Origin of the sequence: Arcobacter sp. s6 (assembly GCF_040884245.1) — a bacterium.
GTDB lineage: Bacteria > Campylobacterota > Campylobacteria > Campylobacterales > Arcobacteraceae > Aliarcobacter.
In genome coordinates this window covers 130,064-144,872 of the sequence record NZ_JBEVTN010000001.1, presented here as the reverse complement: position 1 = coordinate 144,872, position 14,809 = coordinate 130,064, and the positions used below count along the sequence as shown (strand labels likewise).

At 28.7% G+C, this 14,809-nt stretch carries 16 protein-coding genes; 9 read left to right on the top strand and 7 right to left on the bottom strand.

Annotated elements, in window-relative coordinates; all coding sequences use genetic code 11:
* Nucleotides 1–41: 41 nt before the first annotated feature.
* The 3 genes from ABVS04_RS00665 to ABVS04_RS00655 are packed head-to-tail and all read right to left on the bottom strand — an operon-like array spanning nucleotide 42 to nucleotide 2,684.
* Complete coding sequence (locus ABVS04_RS00665; RefSeq protein WP_368028720.1) at nucleotides 42–1,040, bottom strand: LLM class flavin-dependent oxidoreductase; 999 nt, start codon at nucleotides 1,038–1,040, stop codon at nucleotides 42–44.
* A gap of 40 nt (nucleotides 1,041–1,080) precedes the next feature.
* The gene (locus ABVS04_RS00660; RefSeq protein WP_368028719.1) at nucleotides 1,081–1,539 is read right to left on the bottom strand and encodes a hypothetical protein; all 459 of its coding nucleotides are present in this window, start codon (nucleotides 1,537–1,539) and stop codon (nucleotides 1,081–1,083) included.
* The gene (locus tag ABVS04_RS00655) at nucleotides 1,536–2,684 is read right to left on the bottom strand and encodes a hypothetical protein (protein ID WP_368028718.1); all 1,149 of its coding nucleotides are present in this window, start codon (nucleotides 2,682–2,684) and stop codon (nucleotides 1,536–1,538) included. Before ABVS04_RS00655 ends, ABVS04_RS00660 begins: the two co-directional genes overlap by 4 nt.
* A 128-nt stretch (nucleotides 2,685–2,812) precedes the next feature.
* Between ABVS04_RS00655 and ABVS04_RS00650 the strand changes: the two genes are divergently transcribed.
* From ABVS04_RS00650 to pqqE, 9 genes are all read left to right on the top strand, one after another.
* Entirely contained in the window at nucleotides 2,813–3,775 is a 963-nt protein-coding gene (locus ABVS04_RS00650; protein ID WP_368028717.1) for a PQQ-dependent catabolism-associated beta-propeller protein, read from the top strand.
* A gap of 3 nt (nucleotides 3,776–3,778) precedes the next feature.
* A complete protein-coding gene (locus ABVS04_RS00645; protein ID WP_368028716.1) occupies nucleotides 3,779–4,501 on the top strand; it encodes an ATP-binding cassette domain-containing protein in 723 nt (240 codons plus the stop codon).
* 4 nt (nucleotides 4,502–4,505) lie between these two features.
* Nucleotides 4,506–5,288, top strand: a complete 783-nt coding sequence (locus tag ABVS04_RS00640) for an ABC transporter permease (protein WP_368028715.1) — start codon at nucleotides 4,506–4,508, stop codon at nucleotides 5,286–5,288.
* Nucleotides 5,289–5,344: 56 nt separating this feature from the next.
* Complete coding sequence (locus ABVS04_RS00635) at nucleotides 5,345–7,126, top strand: methanol/ethanol family PQQ-dependent dehydrogenase (RefSeq protein ID WP_368028714.1); 1,782 nt, start codon at nucleotides 5,345–5,347, stop codon at nucleotides 7,124–7,126.
* Between the two features lie 34 nt (nucleotides 7,127–7,160).
* Nucleotides 7,161–7,235, top strand: a complete 75-nt coding sequence (gene pqqA / locus ABVS04_RS00630) for a pyrroloquinoline quinone precursor peptide PqqA (protein ID WP_128357823.1) — start codon at nucleotides 7,161–7,163, stop codon at nucleotides 7,233–7,235.
* Nucleotides 7,236–7,348: 113 nt separating this feature from the next.
* The gene (pqqB, locus tag ABVS04_RS00625) at nucleotides 7,349–8,266 is read left to right on the top strand and encodes a pyrroloquinoline quinone biosynthesis protein PqqB (RefSeq protein WP_368028713.1); all 918 of its coding nucleotides are present in this window, start codon (nucleotides 7,349–7,351) and stop codon (nucleotides 8,264–8,266) included.
* Between the two features lie 31 nt (nucleotides 8,267–8,297).
* Nucleotides 8,298–9,005, top strand: coding sequence for a pyrroloquinoline-quinone synthase PqqC (gene pqqC / locus ABVS04_RS00620; protein WP_368028712.1), 708 nt, complete (start codon nucleotides 8,298–8,300; stop codon nucleotides 9,003–9,005).
* 6 nt (nucleotides 9,006–9,011) lie between these two features.
* Complete coding sequence (pqqD, locus tag ABVS04_RS00615) at nucleotides 9,012–9,281, top strand: pyrroloquinoline quinone biosynthesis peptide chaperone PqqD (protein WP_368028711.1); 270 nt, start codon at nucleotides 9,012–9,014, stop codon at nucleotides 9,279–9,281.
* Nucleotides 9,274–10,374 carry a pyrroloquinoline quinone biosynthesis protein PqqE gene (gene pqqE, locus ABVS04_RS00610; protein WP_368028710.1) on the top strand — a complete coding sequence of 367 codons (1,101 nt, stop codon included), beginning with the start codon at nucleotides 9,274–9,276 and terminating at the stop codon, nucleotides 10,372–10,374. The genes pqqD and pqqE overlap by 8 nt, the downstream gene beginning before the upstream one ends.
* A 15-nt stretch (nucleotides 10,375–10,389) precedes the next feature.
* Here pqqE and ABVS04_RS00605 read toward each other — a convergent pair whose 3' ends face one another.
* The 4 genes from ABVS04_RS00605 to ABVS04_RS00590 all read right to left on the bottom strand — a co-directional run bounded on the left by ABVS04_RS00605 (nucleotide 10,390) and on the right by ABVS04_RS00590 (nucleotide 14,809).
* Nucleotides 10,390–11,013, bottom strand: coding sequence for a LysE family translocator (locus ABVS04_RS00605; protein ID WP_368028709.1), 624 nt, complete (start codon nucleotides 11,011–11,013; stop codon nucleotides 10,390–10,392).
* A 13-nt stretch (nucleotides 11,014–11,026) separates the two neighbouring features.
* Nucleotides 11,027–12,172 carry an MFS transporter gene (locus tag ABVS04_RS00600; protein WP_368028708.1) on the bottom strand — a complete coding sequence of 382 codons (1,146 nt, stop codon included), beginning with the start codon at nucleotides 12,170–12,172 and terminating at the stop codon, nucleotides 11,027–11,029.
* Between the two features lie 73 nt (nucleotides 12,173–12,245).
* Entirely contained in the window at nucleotides 12,246–12,905 is a 660-nt protein-coding gene (locus ABVS04_RS00595) for a response regulator transcription factor (RefSeq protein ID WP_368028707.1), read from the bottom strand.
* On the bottom strand, nucleotides 12,902–14,809 hold the full coding sequence (locus tag ABVS04_RS00590; protein WP_368028706.1) for an FIST N-terminal domain-containing protein: 1,908 nt from the start codon (nucleotides 14,807–14,809) through the stop codon (nucleotides 12,902–12,904). The genes ABVS04_RS00595 and ABVS04_RS00590 overlap by 4 nt, the downstream gene beginning before the upstream one ends.

The following is a 14,809-nucleotide window of genomic DNA, read 5'->3' as shown; positions in this document are numbered from 1 at the left end:
TGACACTTTAAATTCTTTTATATCCCTTTTTCCTAAAAATATCACCCAAACCAAACTTCTGAAATCAGCTCATAAGATTTTATTCTATCCTCTGGATTATGTATCATGGCATTTATCATTATTTCATTTGTACCAGTTCTTGCGATTAAACTTTCAAGTCTTTCTTTGACAACTTGGGGTGTTCCCCATATTGATTCTCTTGTTTTATGTCTTATACTTTTTTCTTCCCAATCTTCCCATAAACTACTCATATCTTTTGTAGGTTTTTGTAATTGTTTATCGTCACCTCTATGTAGATGAAGAAATTTTTGAAGTTCACTTGTTGCTAAGTATTGAGCTTGCTCATTTGTTTGGGCACAAATTACATTTATACAAATCATTATATAAGGCTCTCTTAGCTGTTTTGATGGCTTGAAGTTTGCCTTATATATTTTTACTGCATCATCCATTGAATCAGGGGCAAAGTGTGAGGCAAAAACAAAAGGCAAACCTTTTTGTGCTGCTAATTGGGCACTAAAAGTACTAGAACCAAGTAAGCAAATTGGAATATCTAATCCATATCCAGGTATTGCTTTTATACCTTTGCTTCCAGCTTCATTTGATAAATAGTATTGTAAATATTTAAGCATCATTGGAAAGTCTGAACCGTCATTATTTGGATCACGTCTTAAAGCTAACATTGTTTGTTTATCAGTTCCTGGGGCTCGTCCTAAACCTAAATCTATTCTATTTGGATATAAAGATTCCAAAGTTCCAAATTGTTCAGCAATAACCAATGGAGCATGATTAGGAAGCATGATCCCTCCTGAACCTATTCTAATTTTTGTTGTTTTTGCTCCAATATAACTTAATATTACAGATGTAGCAGCACTAGCAATTCCACTAAAATTGTGATGTTCAGCTACCCAATAACGCTCATATCCAAACTTCTCAACCGCACATGCAAGTTTTGAACTATTTTCTATGGCTTGTGATATTGAGAAACCAACTGCAACTGGAACTAAATCTAATACAGAAAGTGGTATTTTTTTATTATTCATATTTATCTCCATTTAAAAGCACAGTGTATAGAAATTTCTTTTATTCTACACTTTTTATAATCAGATTTTTTAATGTTTCATTTATTTTATTGGCGATTCCATCATCTTTTTTAAAAGGCTTGTAAAATTTATAAGAGATATAGTTTTCATCATTTTTTTTATAAATAGAAATAGCAAGGGGGCAGTAGTTGATATTATTGTAATTTTCTTCTATCATTTGTAAAGTAAAACTACTTTTACAAAGACCTAGATTTATTCCCTCTTGTAGAATCTCTTTTTTTTCAAGTAAAACAGCTAGTTCATTTGTAGTTTTTGCAAGATTTAGTTCATAAACTATAGTAAAACCTTGAAAATTTATCTCATCTTTTAGATTTAATAAATTTTCTTGAAAACTTTTATTAGGCGTTTTTACTAAAAAAAGATTTTCATTATCTATTATTTCATAATTAGCTTTTAAAAAAGAGCATAAAAAAAGAGTTAATAAAAAGGTTTTTTTCATTTTTTACATTCCATTTCAAAAGGTGCTATTCCCAAAGTATCTAAATCAGTAGTTGGATGCAAAAAACCAACTTGAGGGGAAGTAGAAATCAAAGCTCTTGGTTGAACTAAAGAGATAGGAATTCTAACCTGTCCATTATAATCCCTAAAAGATAGTTTTCTTCCCATATAAGCAGCCACATCAAAATCATCAGAATAAATATAGTCTAAATTTGTTTTTAAATCAGCTGTTTTTGTTTTTGAAATTGATGTAATAATAGTTCTTATTGCTAACCAATTTGAATAATCCCTTGATTCCATCCATCTTGAAGAAAATTTTTCAAATCTACTTTGCATTTGAGCTGCACCCCATTGTTCTATTACTTTATGCCATAAAACAGGAGTTAGACCTTGCGTTCCTGCAACTGGTCTTGGAAGCCAAGAGTTAAAATATACAAACTCTCCAAAATCACCATAATAATCAGCAAGTAAAATTACATCATAATCTTTAGCTTGTGTAAATACAGGAAACTCGTCAGTTGCCTTTCTTCTAATATCACTATTATTATCCCAATCTTTTTCAACAACAATTTGTGCTCCAAACTTTTTGGCAGCTCTTTTAATATCTTCTTTGATTTGTAAATCTTTTGGATTTTTGCCACTTAATAAAAATATTTTTTTAAAATCTCTTTTTACTAAAAATTGAACTAATCCATCATAAAGCATAGCATTACTTGCACTTGTGTGAAGTAGGTTGTTTTGGCAAATAGTTTTTCTAAGATTTGTATTTTGGCTACTTGCATTTATAAGTAAGGCATCTTTTGAAAGGGGATTTTTAAGTAGTTTTTCCAAAAGTACATCTTCTACATTTAATAATACATAGCTATTTTTGTTTTTTATAAACTCTTCAAATACAGAAATTAATTCATTTTCATCAAAAGATGTTTTACTTTCTAAAGTGAAGTTTTGATTTAAGAATTTTGCACTTTTATTACTATCTATTATGGCAATCTCGGCACCTTTTATTCCTAAATCTTCGGGTTCTTCAATTATATTTGATAAAACAGGTGGCTTTTGGATTTTTTGCTCTAAATATAAAATATTTACATTTAAAACATCTGCATTTATGATAGATAATAAAAATAGAAAAGATATTAGAGTTTTCATTTTTTTCCCTTTAATGGTTTATAAGGATTATATTAAATATTTATAGCCTGAGTTTAGCAAAAATAATCGCTAAACTTAGGCTATAAAGATAGTATAGAATTCATCAAAATAAAATTGGAGTTAAATTTATGAAGAAAAAAATATTAACTATTGCTATATTAACAAGCTCATTATTAGCAGATACTATTTATGTATCAAATGAAAAGGATAATACTATTTCTGTTATTGATTCACTTACAAATAAAGTAACGGATACTATAAAAGTAGGTCAAAGACCAAGAGGTATATTATTAAACAATGATAAAACTCAGTTATATATATGTGCAAGTGATGATGATACTGTTCAAGTATTAGATTTAAAAACAAAAAAAATCATATATAACTTACCATCAGGTGAAGATCCTGAACAATTCGCACTTACTCCTGATGGAAAAGAGTTATATGTTTCAAATGAAGATGATGCAATTGTAACTGTAATTGACACAGTAAATAGAAGTGTAATTACTCAAATAGAAGTTGGAGTTGAACCTGAGGGGATGGCTGTAAGTCCTGATGGAACGGTTGCTATAAACACAACTGAAACATCAAACTTTTTACACTGGATTGATACAAAAACAAAAAAGATTATTCATAATACATTAGTTGATCAAAGACCAAGACATATTGAATTTACAAAAAGTGGTGATAGAGTTTGGGCTTCAAGTGAAATTGGTGGAACTGTCATGATAGTTGACTCAAAAACAAAAGAGAGCATTGGAAAAGTTTCTTTTAAAATTCCAGGAGTTTTTAAAGACTTAATTCAACCAGTTGGAATTAAACTAACAAGCGATGGAAAATATGCTTTTGTAGCACTTGGACCTGCAAATCATGTTGCTGTTGTGGATGCGCAAACATTCAAAGTTATAAAATATTTATTAGTTGGAAAAAGAGTATGGCAATTAGATTTTGCACATGATGAGAAAAAACTTTATACAACAAATGGTGTAAGTGGAGATGTTTCAGTTATTGATGTAGATTCTTTAAAAGTAGAAAAATCAATACCTGTTGGAAGATATCCTTGGGGATTAGCTGTAATTCCACAAAATAAATAAAATATGAAAAAAAAAATACTAGAAGTAAATCATGTAGATTTTTCCTATGGAAAGAAAAAGGTTTTAGATAATATAAATTTTTCTATAGAAGAGGGAACCTTTAGCGTTTTACTAGGACTTAATGGTGCTGGTAAATCTACTATTTTTTCTTTAATTACAAGATTGCAAAATCTTGTAGTTGGAGAAATTACTATCAATAACTTTCCAATAAAAGATTATTCAAATGCCCTAAAAGATATTGGAATTGTTTTTCAAGAACCGACTTTGGATTTAGATTTAACTGTAAAACAAAACCTTTATTATTATGGTGCTTTAAAAGGGCTTGATTTTAAACAAACAATTTTAACAATAGCTGATGAAATTAAAAAACTTGAACTAGAAGAACATTTAGATACTCAAGTGCGGAATTTAAATGGAGGGCATAGAAGAAGGGTTGAGATTTTAAGAGCTTTGATAAATAAACCAAAATTACTTTTACTTGATGAGCCAACTGTTGGCCTTGATTTAAAAAGTAGATTTGATATTTTAGCTTATGTAAGACAGCTTGTTTCTACAAAAAATATATCTGTATTGTGGATTACTCATTTATTTGATGAAATTGAAGAAGATGATAATGTTACTTTAATTAAAACAGGAAAAATTGTGGAATCTGGAATTGTAAAAAATATAATTGTTAAACACAAAAAAGAAAACCTAGTTGAAACTTTCAATTATTTAGTAAGGTAGAGAGATGAAAAAATATATATATTGTATGAAAGGAATCGTTTATAAAGAGCTAATTAGATTTTTAAAACAAAAAAGCAGATTCTTTTCAGCTCTTGTTAGACCACTTTTATGGCTTTTTATTTTTTCTGTTGGTTTTAAAACAGCTTTAGGATTAGCAATAATTCCACCTTATGAAACTTATATTACCTATGAAACATATATAGTTCCTGGACTTGTAGGAATGGTTTTACTTTTTAATGGAATGCAAAGCTCACTAACTATGATATTTGATAGAGAAATGGGAAGTATGAAAATACTTTTAACTTCTTATATAAATAGAAATTATTTACTATTTTGTAAAATGTTTGCAACAGCAATTGTTTCAACTTTACAAGCTATTACTTTTTTAATAGTTGCAATTCTTTATGGTGTTGATATTTCATATGGTGCAATTATTTTAACTATTCCTATTATTATGATTTCATCAATTATATTAAATGCTTTTGCACTTTTTATTTCATCTGTTATTAAGCAGCTAGAAAATTTTGCAACGGTGATGAATTTTGTAATTTTTCCTATGTTTTTTTTAAGTTCTGCACTTTATCCTTTATGGAAAATAAAAGATTCATCACTTTTATTATTTAATATCTCATCTTATAACCCATTTACTTATGTTGTAGAGGCTATTAGATTTTCTTTATATGAAAAATTTGACTTAGAAATATTTCTAATTTTAGGAATTTCATTGCTAATTAGCCTAATAATGGCCTTTGTAGGATTCAAATCAAAAAAAGTGAGTCATGGCTAAACTTAGGCTATAAATGTCATGTATACTTTTGCTAAGACAATAATTAAGGAGAGAAAATGATTAAAAAAAAGCTACTAACTAGTGCCGCTGCCGTTACACTTTGTGCCCTAATTAGCGCTCAAGCAAATAGTAACACAAATAAGGTTACAGAACCATCATACAATCCAGTTACTTATACTGAAATTTCAAATGATGCGAAGTCTACAGAAGATGTTTTAACTTACGGGTTGGGGCAACAAGGTCAAAGATATTCAACACTTGAACAAATCAATAAAAATACAATTAAAGATTTAGTTCCTGTATGGAATTTCTCTTTTGGTGGTGAAAAACAAAGAGGACAAGAGTCTCAACCAATCATCAAAGATGGTGTTATGTATGTTACAGGTTCTTACTCTAGAGTTTTTGCTATTAATATAGCAAATGGTGAAGAAATTTGGCAATATGATGCAAAACTTCCAGATGCAATTTTACCTTGTTGTGACGTTATCAACAGAGGTGTTGCTATTTATGATAACTTAGTAATTTTCGGAACTCTTGATGCAAAATTAGTTGCACTTGATAGAAAAACTGGAAATGTAGTTTGGAAGAAAAAAGTTGAAGAGTATAAAGATGGTTACTCAATAACAGCTGCTCCGATGATTGTAAAAGATATGGTAATCACAGGTGTTGCAGGTGGTGAGTTCGGTATTGTTGGAAAAGTTGAAGCAAGAAATGCAAAAACAGGTGAAGTAGTATGGACTAGACCAACTGTTGAAGGTCATATGGGTTACTTAAATGGGAAAGAAAATGGAATAACTGGTGGAGAAGCTGGTAAAACATGGCCTGGAGATTTATGGAAATCTGGAGGTGCAGCAACTTGGTTAGGTGGAACTTATGATCCTGATACTAACTTAATTTTTATGGGAACAGGAAATCCTGCTCCTTGGAATTCACATTTAAGACCTGGAGATAATTTATATTCATCTTCAAGATTAGCACTTGATCCTGATACTGGAAAAATTGTTTGGCATTATCAAACAACTCCTCATGACGGTTGGGATTTTGATGGTGTAAATGAATTAATTTCATTTGACTATACAAATAAAGATGGGAAAATTGAAAAACTAGCTGCAACTGCTGATAGAAATGGATTCTTCTATGTATTAAATAGAACTAATGGTAAATTTGTTACTGCAAACCCATTTGTTTCAAATATTACATGGGCAACAGGTATTGGAAAAGATGGTAGACCAATTTATACAGATGATGGAAGACCAGGAAATCCAGGTGCTGAATCAAAAGGTTCATCAGTATTTGCTGTTCCTGCATTCTTGGGAGCTAAAAACTGGATGCCAATGGCTTACTCACAAAAAACAAAGAATTTCTATGTTCCATCTAATGAGTGGGGAATGGATATTTGGAATCAACCAGTTTCTTATAAAAAAGGTGCTGCATATTTAGGTGCTGGATTTACAATCAAACCTATTTTTGAAGATCATATTGGTTCTTTAAAAGCAATCGAGCCACTAAGTGGAAAAGTTAAATGGGAATATAAAAACCCTGCACCATTATGGGGAGGAGTTTTAACAACTGCTGGTGGACTTGTATTTACAGGAACACCTGAAGGTAAATTCTTAGCATTTGATGATGAAACAGGTGAAATCTTGTATTCATTCCAAGTTGGATCTGGAATCGTTGGATCTCCTGTTACTTGGGAACAAAATGGTGAACAATATATTTCAATCGTTTCAGGTTGGGGTGGAGCTGTTCCTTTATGGGGTGGTGAAGTTGCAAAACAGATTAAGGAAATTAACCAAGGTGGAACAGTTCACGTATTTAAACTACATAAATCAAAATAGATTTGTGTAAATCTTATGAAAGGAGGGCAATATTATGAAATGGGAAAAACCAATGTTCGTTGATAATAGATTCGGATTTGAAGTGACAATGTATATTTGTCATGAATAATAGGTCTTAATTGTAAGTTTTAATTAGCAAGGAAGGATTAGTTTCCTTTCTTGCTCTTTTTATTATTGAGTTTATTTAAAATTGATTCAATTATAAAAAGAGTTAGGAATAATATGAAAATAGAAATCTTAGGTTCAAGCGCAGGAGGAGGACTTCCTCAGTTTAATTGTAATTGCGATAATTGTAAAGGTTACAGAGAAGGTAAAACTACAATTAAAAGAAGAACACAAAGTTCAATTACTATTAGTGAGGATGGTGTTAATTGGGTTTTGTTTAACACTTCTCCTGATATTTTAGAACAAATTCATAATTCACCTTTTTTACACCCTACACAAAAAAGAGAAACTAAAATAAAAGCAATAATTTTTAATGATGCACAAATAGATCACACAACTGGACTTTTGATGTTAAGAGAAGGTTGCCCTCATCAAATATATTGCACAAAAGAGGTAAATGAAGAATTAAATACAACTTTCCCTTTATTTAAAATGTTAAAACACTGGGATGGTGGTGGAACTTTTTGGCATGAAATTCTTCCAAATAGTACTACAAAGTTTGAAATCCCAGTGATGCCAAGTTATGAATTTTATGCACACTCACTAATCTCAAATGCACCTCCATACTCAGCTTATAGAGATAAGCCAAGAAAGGGTGATAATATTGGTGTTACAGTTGTAAATAAAAATACAGGAAAAAGACTTTTTTATCTTCCAGGACTTGGAGTTCTTGAAGATCATATTTTAGAAGAGATGGCAAAAGCTGATATTTTATTATTAGAAGGTACTTTGTGGACAAATGATGAGATGATAAAAGGAAATTTTTCTAAAAAACTAGGAACTGAGATGGGTCATATTCCTTTAAATGGAGAAGATGGTTTAATTAAAGTTCTTGATACTTTAGAAAAACCAAGAAAGATTTTGATTCATATAAATAATACAAATCCTATTTTAGATGAGTCAAATCCAGAGTATAAAGAGCTTATATCCCATGGAATTGAAATATCTTATGATGGTATGAGTATAGAAATTTAAAGAAAATTTATTTAATAAATAGGAGAAAAAAATGCAAGAAGCTTACAGCAAAGAAGAATTTGAAACAAAATTAAGAGATATGGGAAGTATGTATCACATAAATCATCCATTTCATATAAGAATGTATGAAGGTTCTTGCACTAAAGAAGAGATTCAAGGTTGGGTTGCAAACAGATTTTATTATCAATGTATGATTCCTATTAAAGATGCAGCTATTATGTCAAATTGTCCTAGTTTAGAAGATAGAAGAAAGTGGATAGATAGAATTATAGACCATGATAGTGTTGGTGGAGGAATTGAAGCATGGCTTGAATTAGGTGAAGCAGTTGGACTTAAAAAAGAGGATTTAATTTCTCATAAATTTTTATTGCCATCTGTTAGATTTGCAGTTGATGCATATGTAAATTTTGCAAGGCGAGCTCCTTGGAAAGAGGCTGCAATGTCATCTTTAACTGAAATGTTTGCTCCTCAAATTCATCAACAAAGACTAAGTACATGGCCAAATAATTATCCTTGGATTGAGCAAAAAGGTTTAAGATATTTTCAAAAAAGATTAAGTGAAGCAAGACGAGATGTTCAACATGGTTTAAATATAACCCTAGAAGAGTTTAATACAAGAGAGCTTCAAGAAAAAGCTTTTACTATTTTACAATTTAAACTAGATATATTATGGACAATGTGTGATGCTTTATACTTAGCATACGAACTAAAAAGACCACCATATTTTAATTGTAAGTAGGAAAAAATGCAAAATTTAGATAAAAAAATTAAAATAAATCCAAATTTCCAATTTCAATGGGAAGATAGACAAAACTGTTATGTTTTACTTTATCCTGAGGGGATGGTTCAATTAAATCAAAGTGCTGGGGAAATCCTAGCTCTTTGTGATGGGCAAAATAATACAGAAAATATAAATAAACTTTTATGTGAAAAATTTGAAGTAGAAGATTTAACACAAGATATAAAAAGCTTTTTAGAAGAAGCACAAAATAGAAATTGGATAAGTTATGAATAATGAAATAAAACCACCTTTATGGATACTTTTAGAGTTAACTCACAAGTGCCCCCTAGAGTGCGCATATTGTTATAATCAACTAGATTTTGCAAAAACAAAAGATGCAATGAGCAAAGAAGATTGGTTTAGAGTGATGGAGCAAGCACGAGAAATGGGAGCAGTACAATTAGGAATTTCTGGTGGTGAGCCTTTATTAAATAAAGATGTAGTTGATATTGTTGAAAAAGCAAATCTTTTAAAATTTTACACAAACCTTATAACTTCAGGAGTGGGAGCTCCAAAGGGAATAGTTAAAAAATTAAAAGAAGCAGGACTTAAAACAGTTCAGCTAGGTATTCAATCTCATGATAGAGATACTATGACTTTAATTACTAATAATAAAAATTCATATGATGAAAAAATGGCTTTTGCAAAAGAAGTAAAAAAAGCAGGTCTACAGTTGATTATAAATACTTGTATAACAAGACAGAATATTCATCAAGTTGGTGAAATTATTGAATTAGCTGAAAGTTTAGGAGCAAATTATTTAGAAATAGCAAATATTCAATATTATGGTTGGGCATTAAAAAATGTAAATGCACTTTTACCATCTCAAGAGCAAATTACAAAAGCAAGAGAAGTAACAAAATATTATAGAGAACAAAGAAAAGATATGAAAGTATTTTTTGTTGTTCCTGATTATTTTGCAACAAGACCAAAAGCTTGTATGAATGGTTGGGGTACAACATTTTTAACTATAAATCCAGATGGTGTAGCACTTCCTTGCAATACTGCAAATACCTTACCTTTAACATTTCCAAGTGTAAAAGAGTTTTCAATTGAGCAAATATGGAATGAATCAACAGCATTTAACTATTTCAGAGGTGATAGCTGGATGAAAGAGCCTTGTCGAACTTGTGATGAAAAAGAGAAGGATTTTGGAGGATGTAGATGTCAAGCTTTTGCGTTAACAGGTGATATGAATGCAGCTGATCCTGTATGTATAAAATCTCCTGATCATGGAATAATAAATAAGAAAATAGAAAATAGTGTTGTTTTTGCAGATGATAAAATTCTTTATAGAAATAGAAAAAACTCTTTAACTTTTATTTAAAAAAGTTAAAGAATTTTAAGCTTTTTGTTCCATTGCTAATTTTAAACCTAATCCAATAAGAATCACACCACTTGTTTTATTTATGTATTTTAGAACAATAGGTCTTGCTTGAATCCAAAATGATAATGTACCTGATATGAAACCAATAGGTGCTTTGATAAAAAAAGTTAAAATAGCAAATGTAATTCCCAAAATAAAAAGCTGTAATGATTCTGTTCCTGTATTTAAAGTTACAAATTGAGGAAGATATGAGAAGTAAAATATTGTAATTTTAGGATTCATAATATTTGTAATAGCACCTTGTATAAACATCTTTTTATATGAAACTTTAGGAAGAGTTTTTATTGCTAGTTTAGGACTTTTACTAACTAATAGTTGATACCCTATATAAATCAAATACGTAGCCCCAATAAATTTAATTACATCAAATAACCAATCTGAAGCCATAAGTAATGATCCTAAGCCAACTGTTGCTAATAATGTATGTCCTAATAATCCTCCACTTACTCCCAATGCTGTAATAATTCCAGCTTTTTTACCATGTGAAATAGACTGAGACATCACTAAAATCATATCTTGACCAGGTGTTAAAATAATAATTATTGATGTGAGAATAAATAGTAATGATATAACTTCCATAAAAATCCTTTAATTATAAATTATCAAATAGTTTTTTTCTTTTTACAAGTAAAAACATAGTTCCAATTAAGATTGCACAAAACATATAAATAACACTATTCCATCCAAATTTTTCATAAATAATAGATGGAATATAAGAACCAAATGCTCCACCTAAATAATAAAATGTTAGATACATTCCAGAAGTAAGTGATTTCTGAGATTCTTTCATAGAGTTTGCAAGTCCAGTGCTTACACTATGAACTGTAAACATTCCTAAGCAAAATAGAAAAATAAGTAAAAATAAAATCAAAATATCTTTTATAACTAAAAATATAGTGATAAATAAAAAAAGAACTAAACCAAATAAAACTGTATTTATTTCATTTTTAAAAAAGTTTATAATCTTTCTTGAGTTTAATGAAACTAAAATTCCCATTCCATAACCTAGATACAATAATGAAATTTGAAATTCAGATACATTAGATGAGATTTCTTTTACTCTAAAAGGAAGTATATTTAATACTCCAGAAAATACAAAAAATACACAAAACATCAAAATATAAACTGTAGAAAACTTTTTATCTTTTAGTATTTCACTTATATGAGAAAGCTGAGGTTTTATGATATTAGCTTCACCTTCATATGATAATTTAGATATAAAATAAATAGAAATTAAAATTGCAAGTGATAATGAATAAAATACAAACTGATATGAAAAGTTTGTTGCAATAAAACCTGAGAAAACTCTTCCTATAAGTCCTCCAAATACAGTTGAGGCCACATAAATAGACATATTAAATTTGATATTTTCTTTGTCTATGTTTGCTAAGATACTCATAAGTGAAGTTAAAATTGCAGGAACAACTAAGGCTTCTACTATTCTAAAAAGTAAAAATAGTTCATAAGAGCTTGATAATCCTAAAAAAATATTTGTAATAAAAAGTATAATTGAAGAGTTTATTAACATTTTTTTTGCATTTACTTTTTCTAAAATATATCCATATATTATTGGAGATATGGCTAAAAAAAGCATTATTACAGCTGTAAATTGTGAAGCTTTAGTAATTGAGATATCAAATTCTTTTGCGAGCAAAGGTTGCAAAGGTTGTGTTGCATACATTACTGATAAAACAATAATTATGCAATAAACTATTATAAATAAATCTCTTTTTTTCATAGGCGAATCACTATTTTAAATTTTTTATGATTTTTTAATTTATTAGTAAAAAAAGATTTTATAATAGTTTTGCTTATTCAGGTCTTTCAATCATATATCCACTTCCTCGAATATTTTTTATAAAGTCTTCTTTTAATACTGTTTTTACTCTATTTACTTCGGCTCTAATGGTCGCATTATCAATATAATCATCATTCCAAACATAGTCTCTAAACATATCATATTGAACAACTAAACTTCTATTAAGTGCTAAAAGCTCGATTATTTGAAGTTGTCGTTTAGGCAAAATATGAGGTTCATTATTGTATAAAAGTGTCATGTTTTCAGAATCAAAACTATAATGTTTTGATAATCTTTTATGGGTTTGAGGAACTATTCTTGTTTTTAAAATCTTATTAATTCTAAGAGTTAATTCTTTTAGATGAAAAGGTTTTTTCAAATAATCAAAACATCCTAAATCAAAAGCTCTTGAAATATCTTCTATATCAATTAAAGCTGAGATATAAATAGTAGGAATCATTCTTTTTTGCTCATGAAGTTTTTCTAAAATTGTAAAACCATCAATATCAGGAAGATTAATATCTAAAATTAGTAGATCAAATTTTTCTTTTTCTAAAACTTCTAAAGCATCTTTCCCATTTTTTTCACTTTTGATTAGATGTCCTGTTGATGTAATATATTCCCATATCATCTCATTTAACATAATATCATCTTCAACTAATAAAATTTTCATAATATTCCTTTAAATGTATATGTAAATGAAGCCCAATTTTCACCTGATTCTAGTTTTATTCCAACATTTTCTTCACTACATATTCTTTTTACTAAATTTAATCCAAGTCCAAATCCATCCTTTGAAACCTCTTCTCTATAGTACTCTTCGAATATTTTTTGAGGATCTAATATTTGAGCAGAACGACTTTCTATTAAAAAATCACAATTTTCATTTGTCTTTTTTAAAATAACATATATTCTTTCATTTGCTAAAGTATATTTAATTGCATTTGTTAGATTATTATCAACTATTCTTTGAAGTTTTATTTCATTGAAATCTATAAATATATCTTCATAATTTGAAATAAAATTAAATTCTACTTTAAATTTTAATGCAGTTTGTGTAAAAAAATCTATTCTACTTTTTATATATTCAACTAAATTAATTTTGTGGCTAGTTTGTTTTACTTGATCTCTTTTTACTAAATAAGATAAATCATCATAAATACTAAATATATTTTTCATTGCAACTTCTATATTTGATAAATATGGATTTTTACCATATTTTATTTCAAACATATCAATATTTCCCATTATTACTGATAATGGAGTGTTAGTTTCATGGATTGCATATTTTAAAAACTGTTTTTGTGAAGTTATTAAATTTTGTGCGTAAGTATTTTTAATTTCTAACTCTTTTGATTGTTTATTATAATCTTCAGAAGATTGTTGAATTAAATGAGTAAGGGCTTGTAAACTTATTGCATGATCACTAAGAGTTGTGTCTTCTACTTCGTTGTCACTATCATTATCTTCAATTTCAATTTCTTTTTCACTAAGAGACAAAACTGTTAATGTTTGGTTTAATAATTCATTATGATTATGATGATGATAGAATTCACCATATGTGAAAAATCCAGAAGTTGTAGCAATTTGTGAAAAAGGATTGATTTCAATATCAATTAAATTTGGCATATATCTTCTTCTTGCCATACATGCATAAATAAAAAATGATTCAGTGTTTTTGATTTTACTTTTATTAAATAAAGACTTTAGAGGATTATTCATCATAAGCTCAACATTTCCAAAGCCTAATTTAACAATATCTCCTTTATATAAGTTTCCTGCAAAACTAAGACTTCCATCTTCATGTTTTGCAATAACAGCACGAGCCAATGGAATATTATTTTTTTGTACAATTAAAGGAAACTCAATTCCGGTTGCAGGAAGAGTTCTAGCCACATGTGATCCTAAGTATTTTTCATAAAAATCTAATGGAGTTAATCCTGAAATCTTGTACACTCTATTTCCTTCAACTTCTTCAATTTCATGTTCAATTCCTATTGGCGACCAGTTGAAATTGTAAGCATTATATACTTTTAAAACATCGGAATTAAAAGAAACCCCAACTGATCCTTGGGTTAATATATTATTTTGAGATGAAATAAATGTTTGTGTAAAGTGGGCATTATCTCCAGCCATTCCACCTGAAACTAAGATATTTCCATCAATAGATGCAATACCATTTAAAAACTCTTCACCATTTGTTGTATCACCATCTGTAAAGGTTAGCAATAACTTTGTATTTTCACCACATAATTCACTTGCAAGTAAAGCACCATTTTTAAAAGAATTTTTTTCTTTTATATATGTTGTTTTTAAAGTTGTTTTTTCAAAAGTAGAAATTGAAATTACTGTTTTTAATATAGTAATTTGAGCATTATTGATTTCTCCATCTGTTGATGAGCCAATACAAACAGCTTGTGGCAGTTTATTTGTGATCTCTTTTAATATCTTTTCTAATACTTCTTTTTTTTCTCCACAAAATATTTGAATTAAAATATTTTTTTCTTTCTCAAAAAGTGAAAAATCAATTAATGAAGCTAAAGATTTATTGTTAAGTGTATAATTATATGTTTTCAT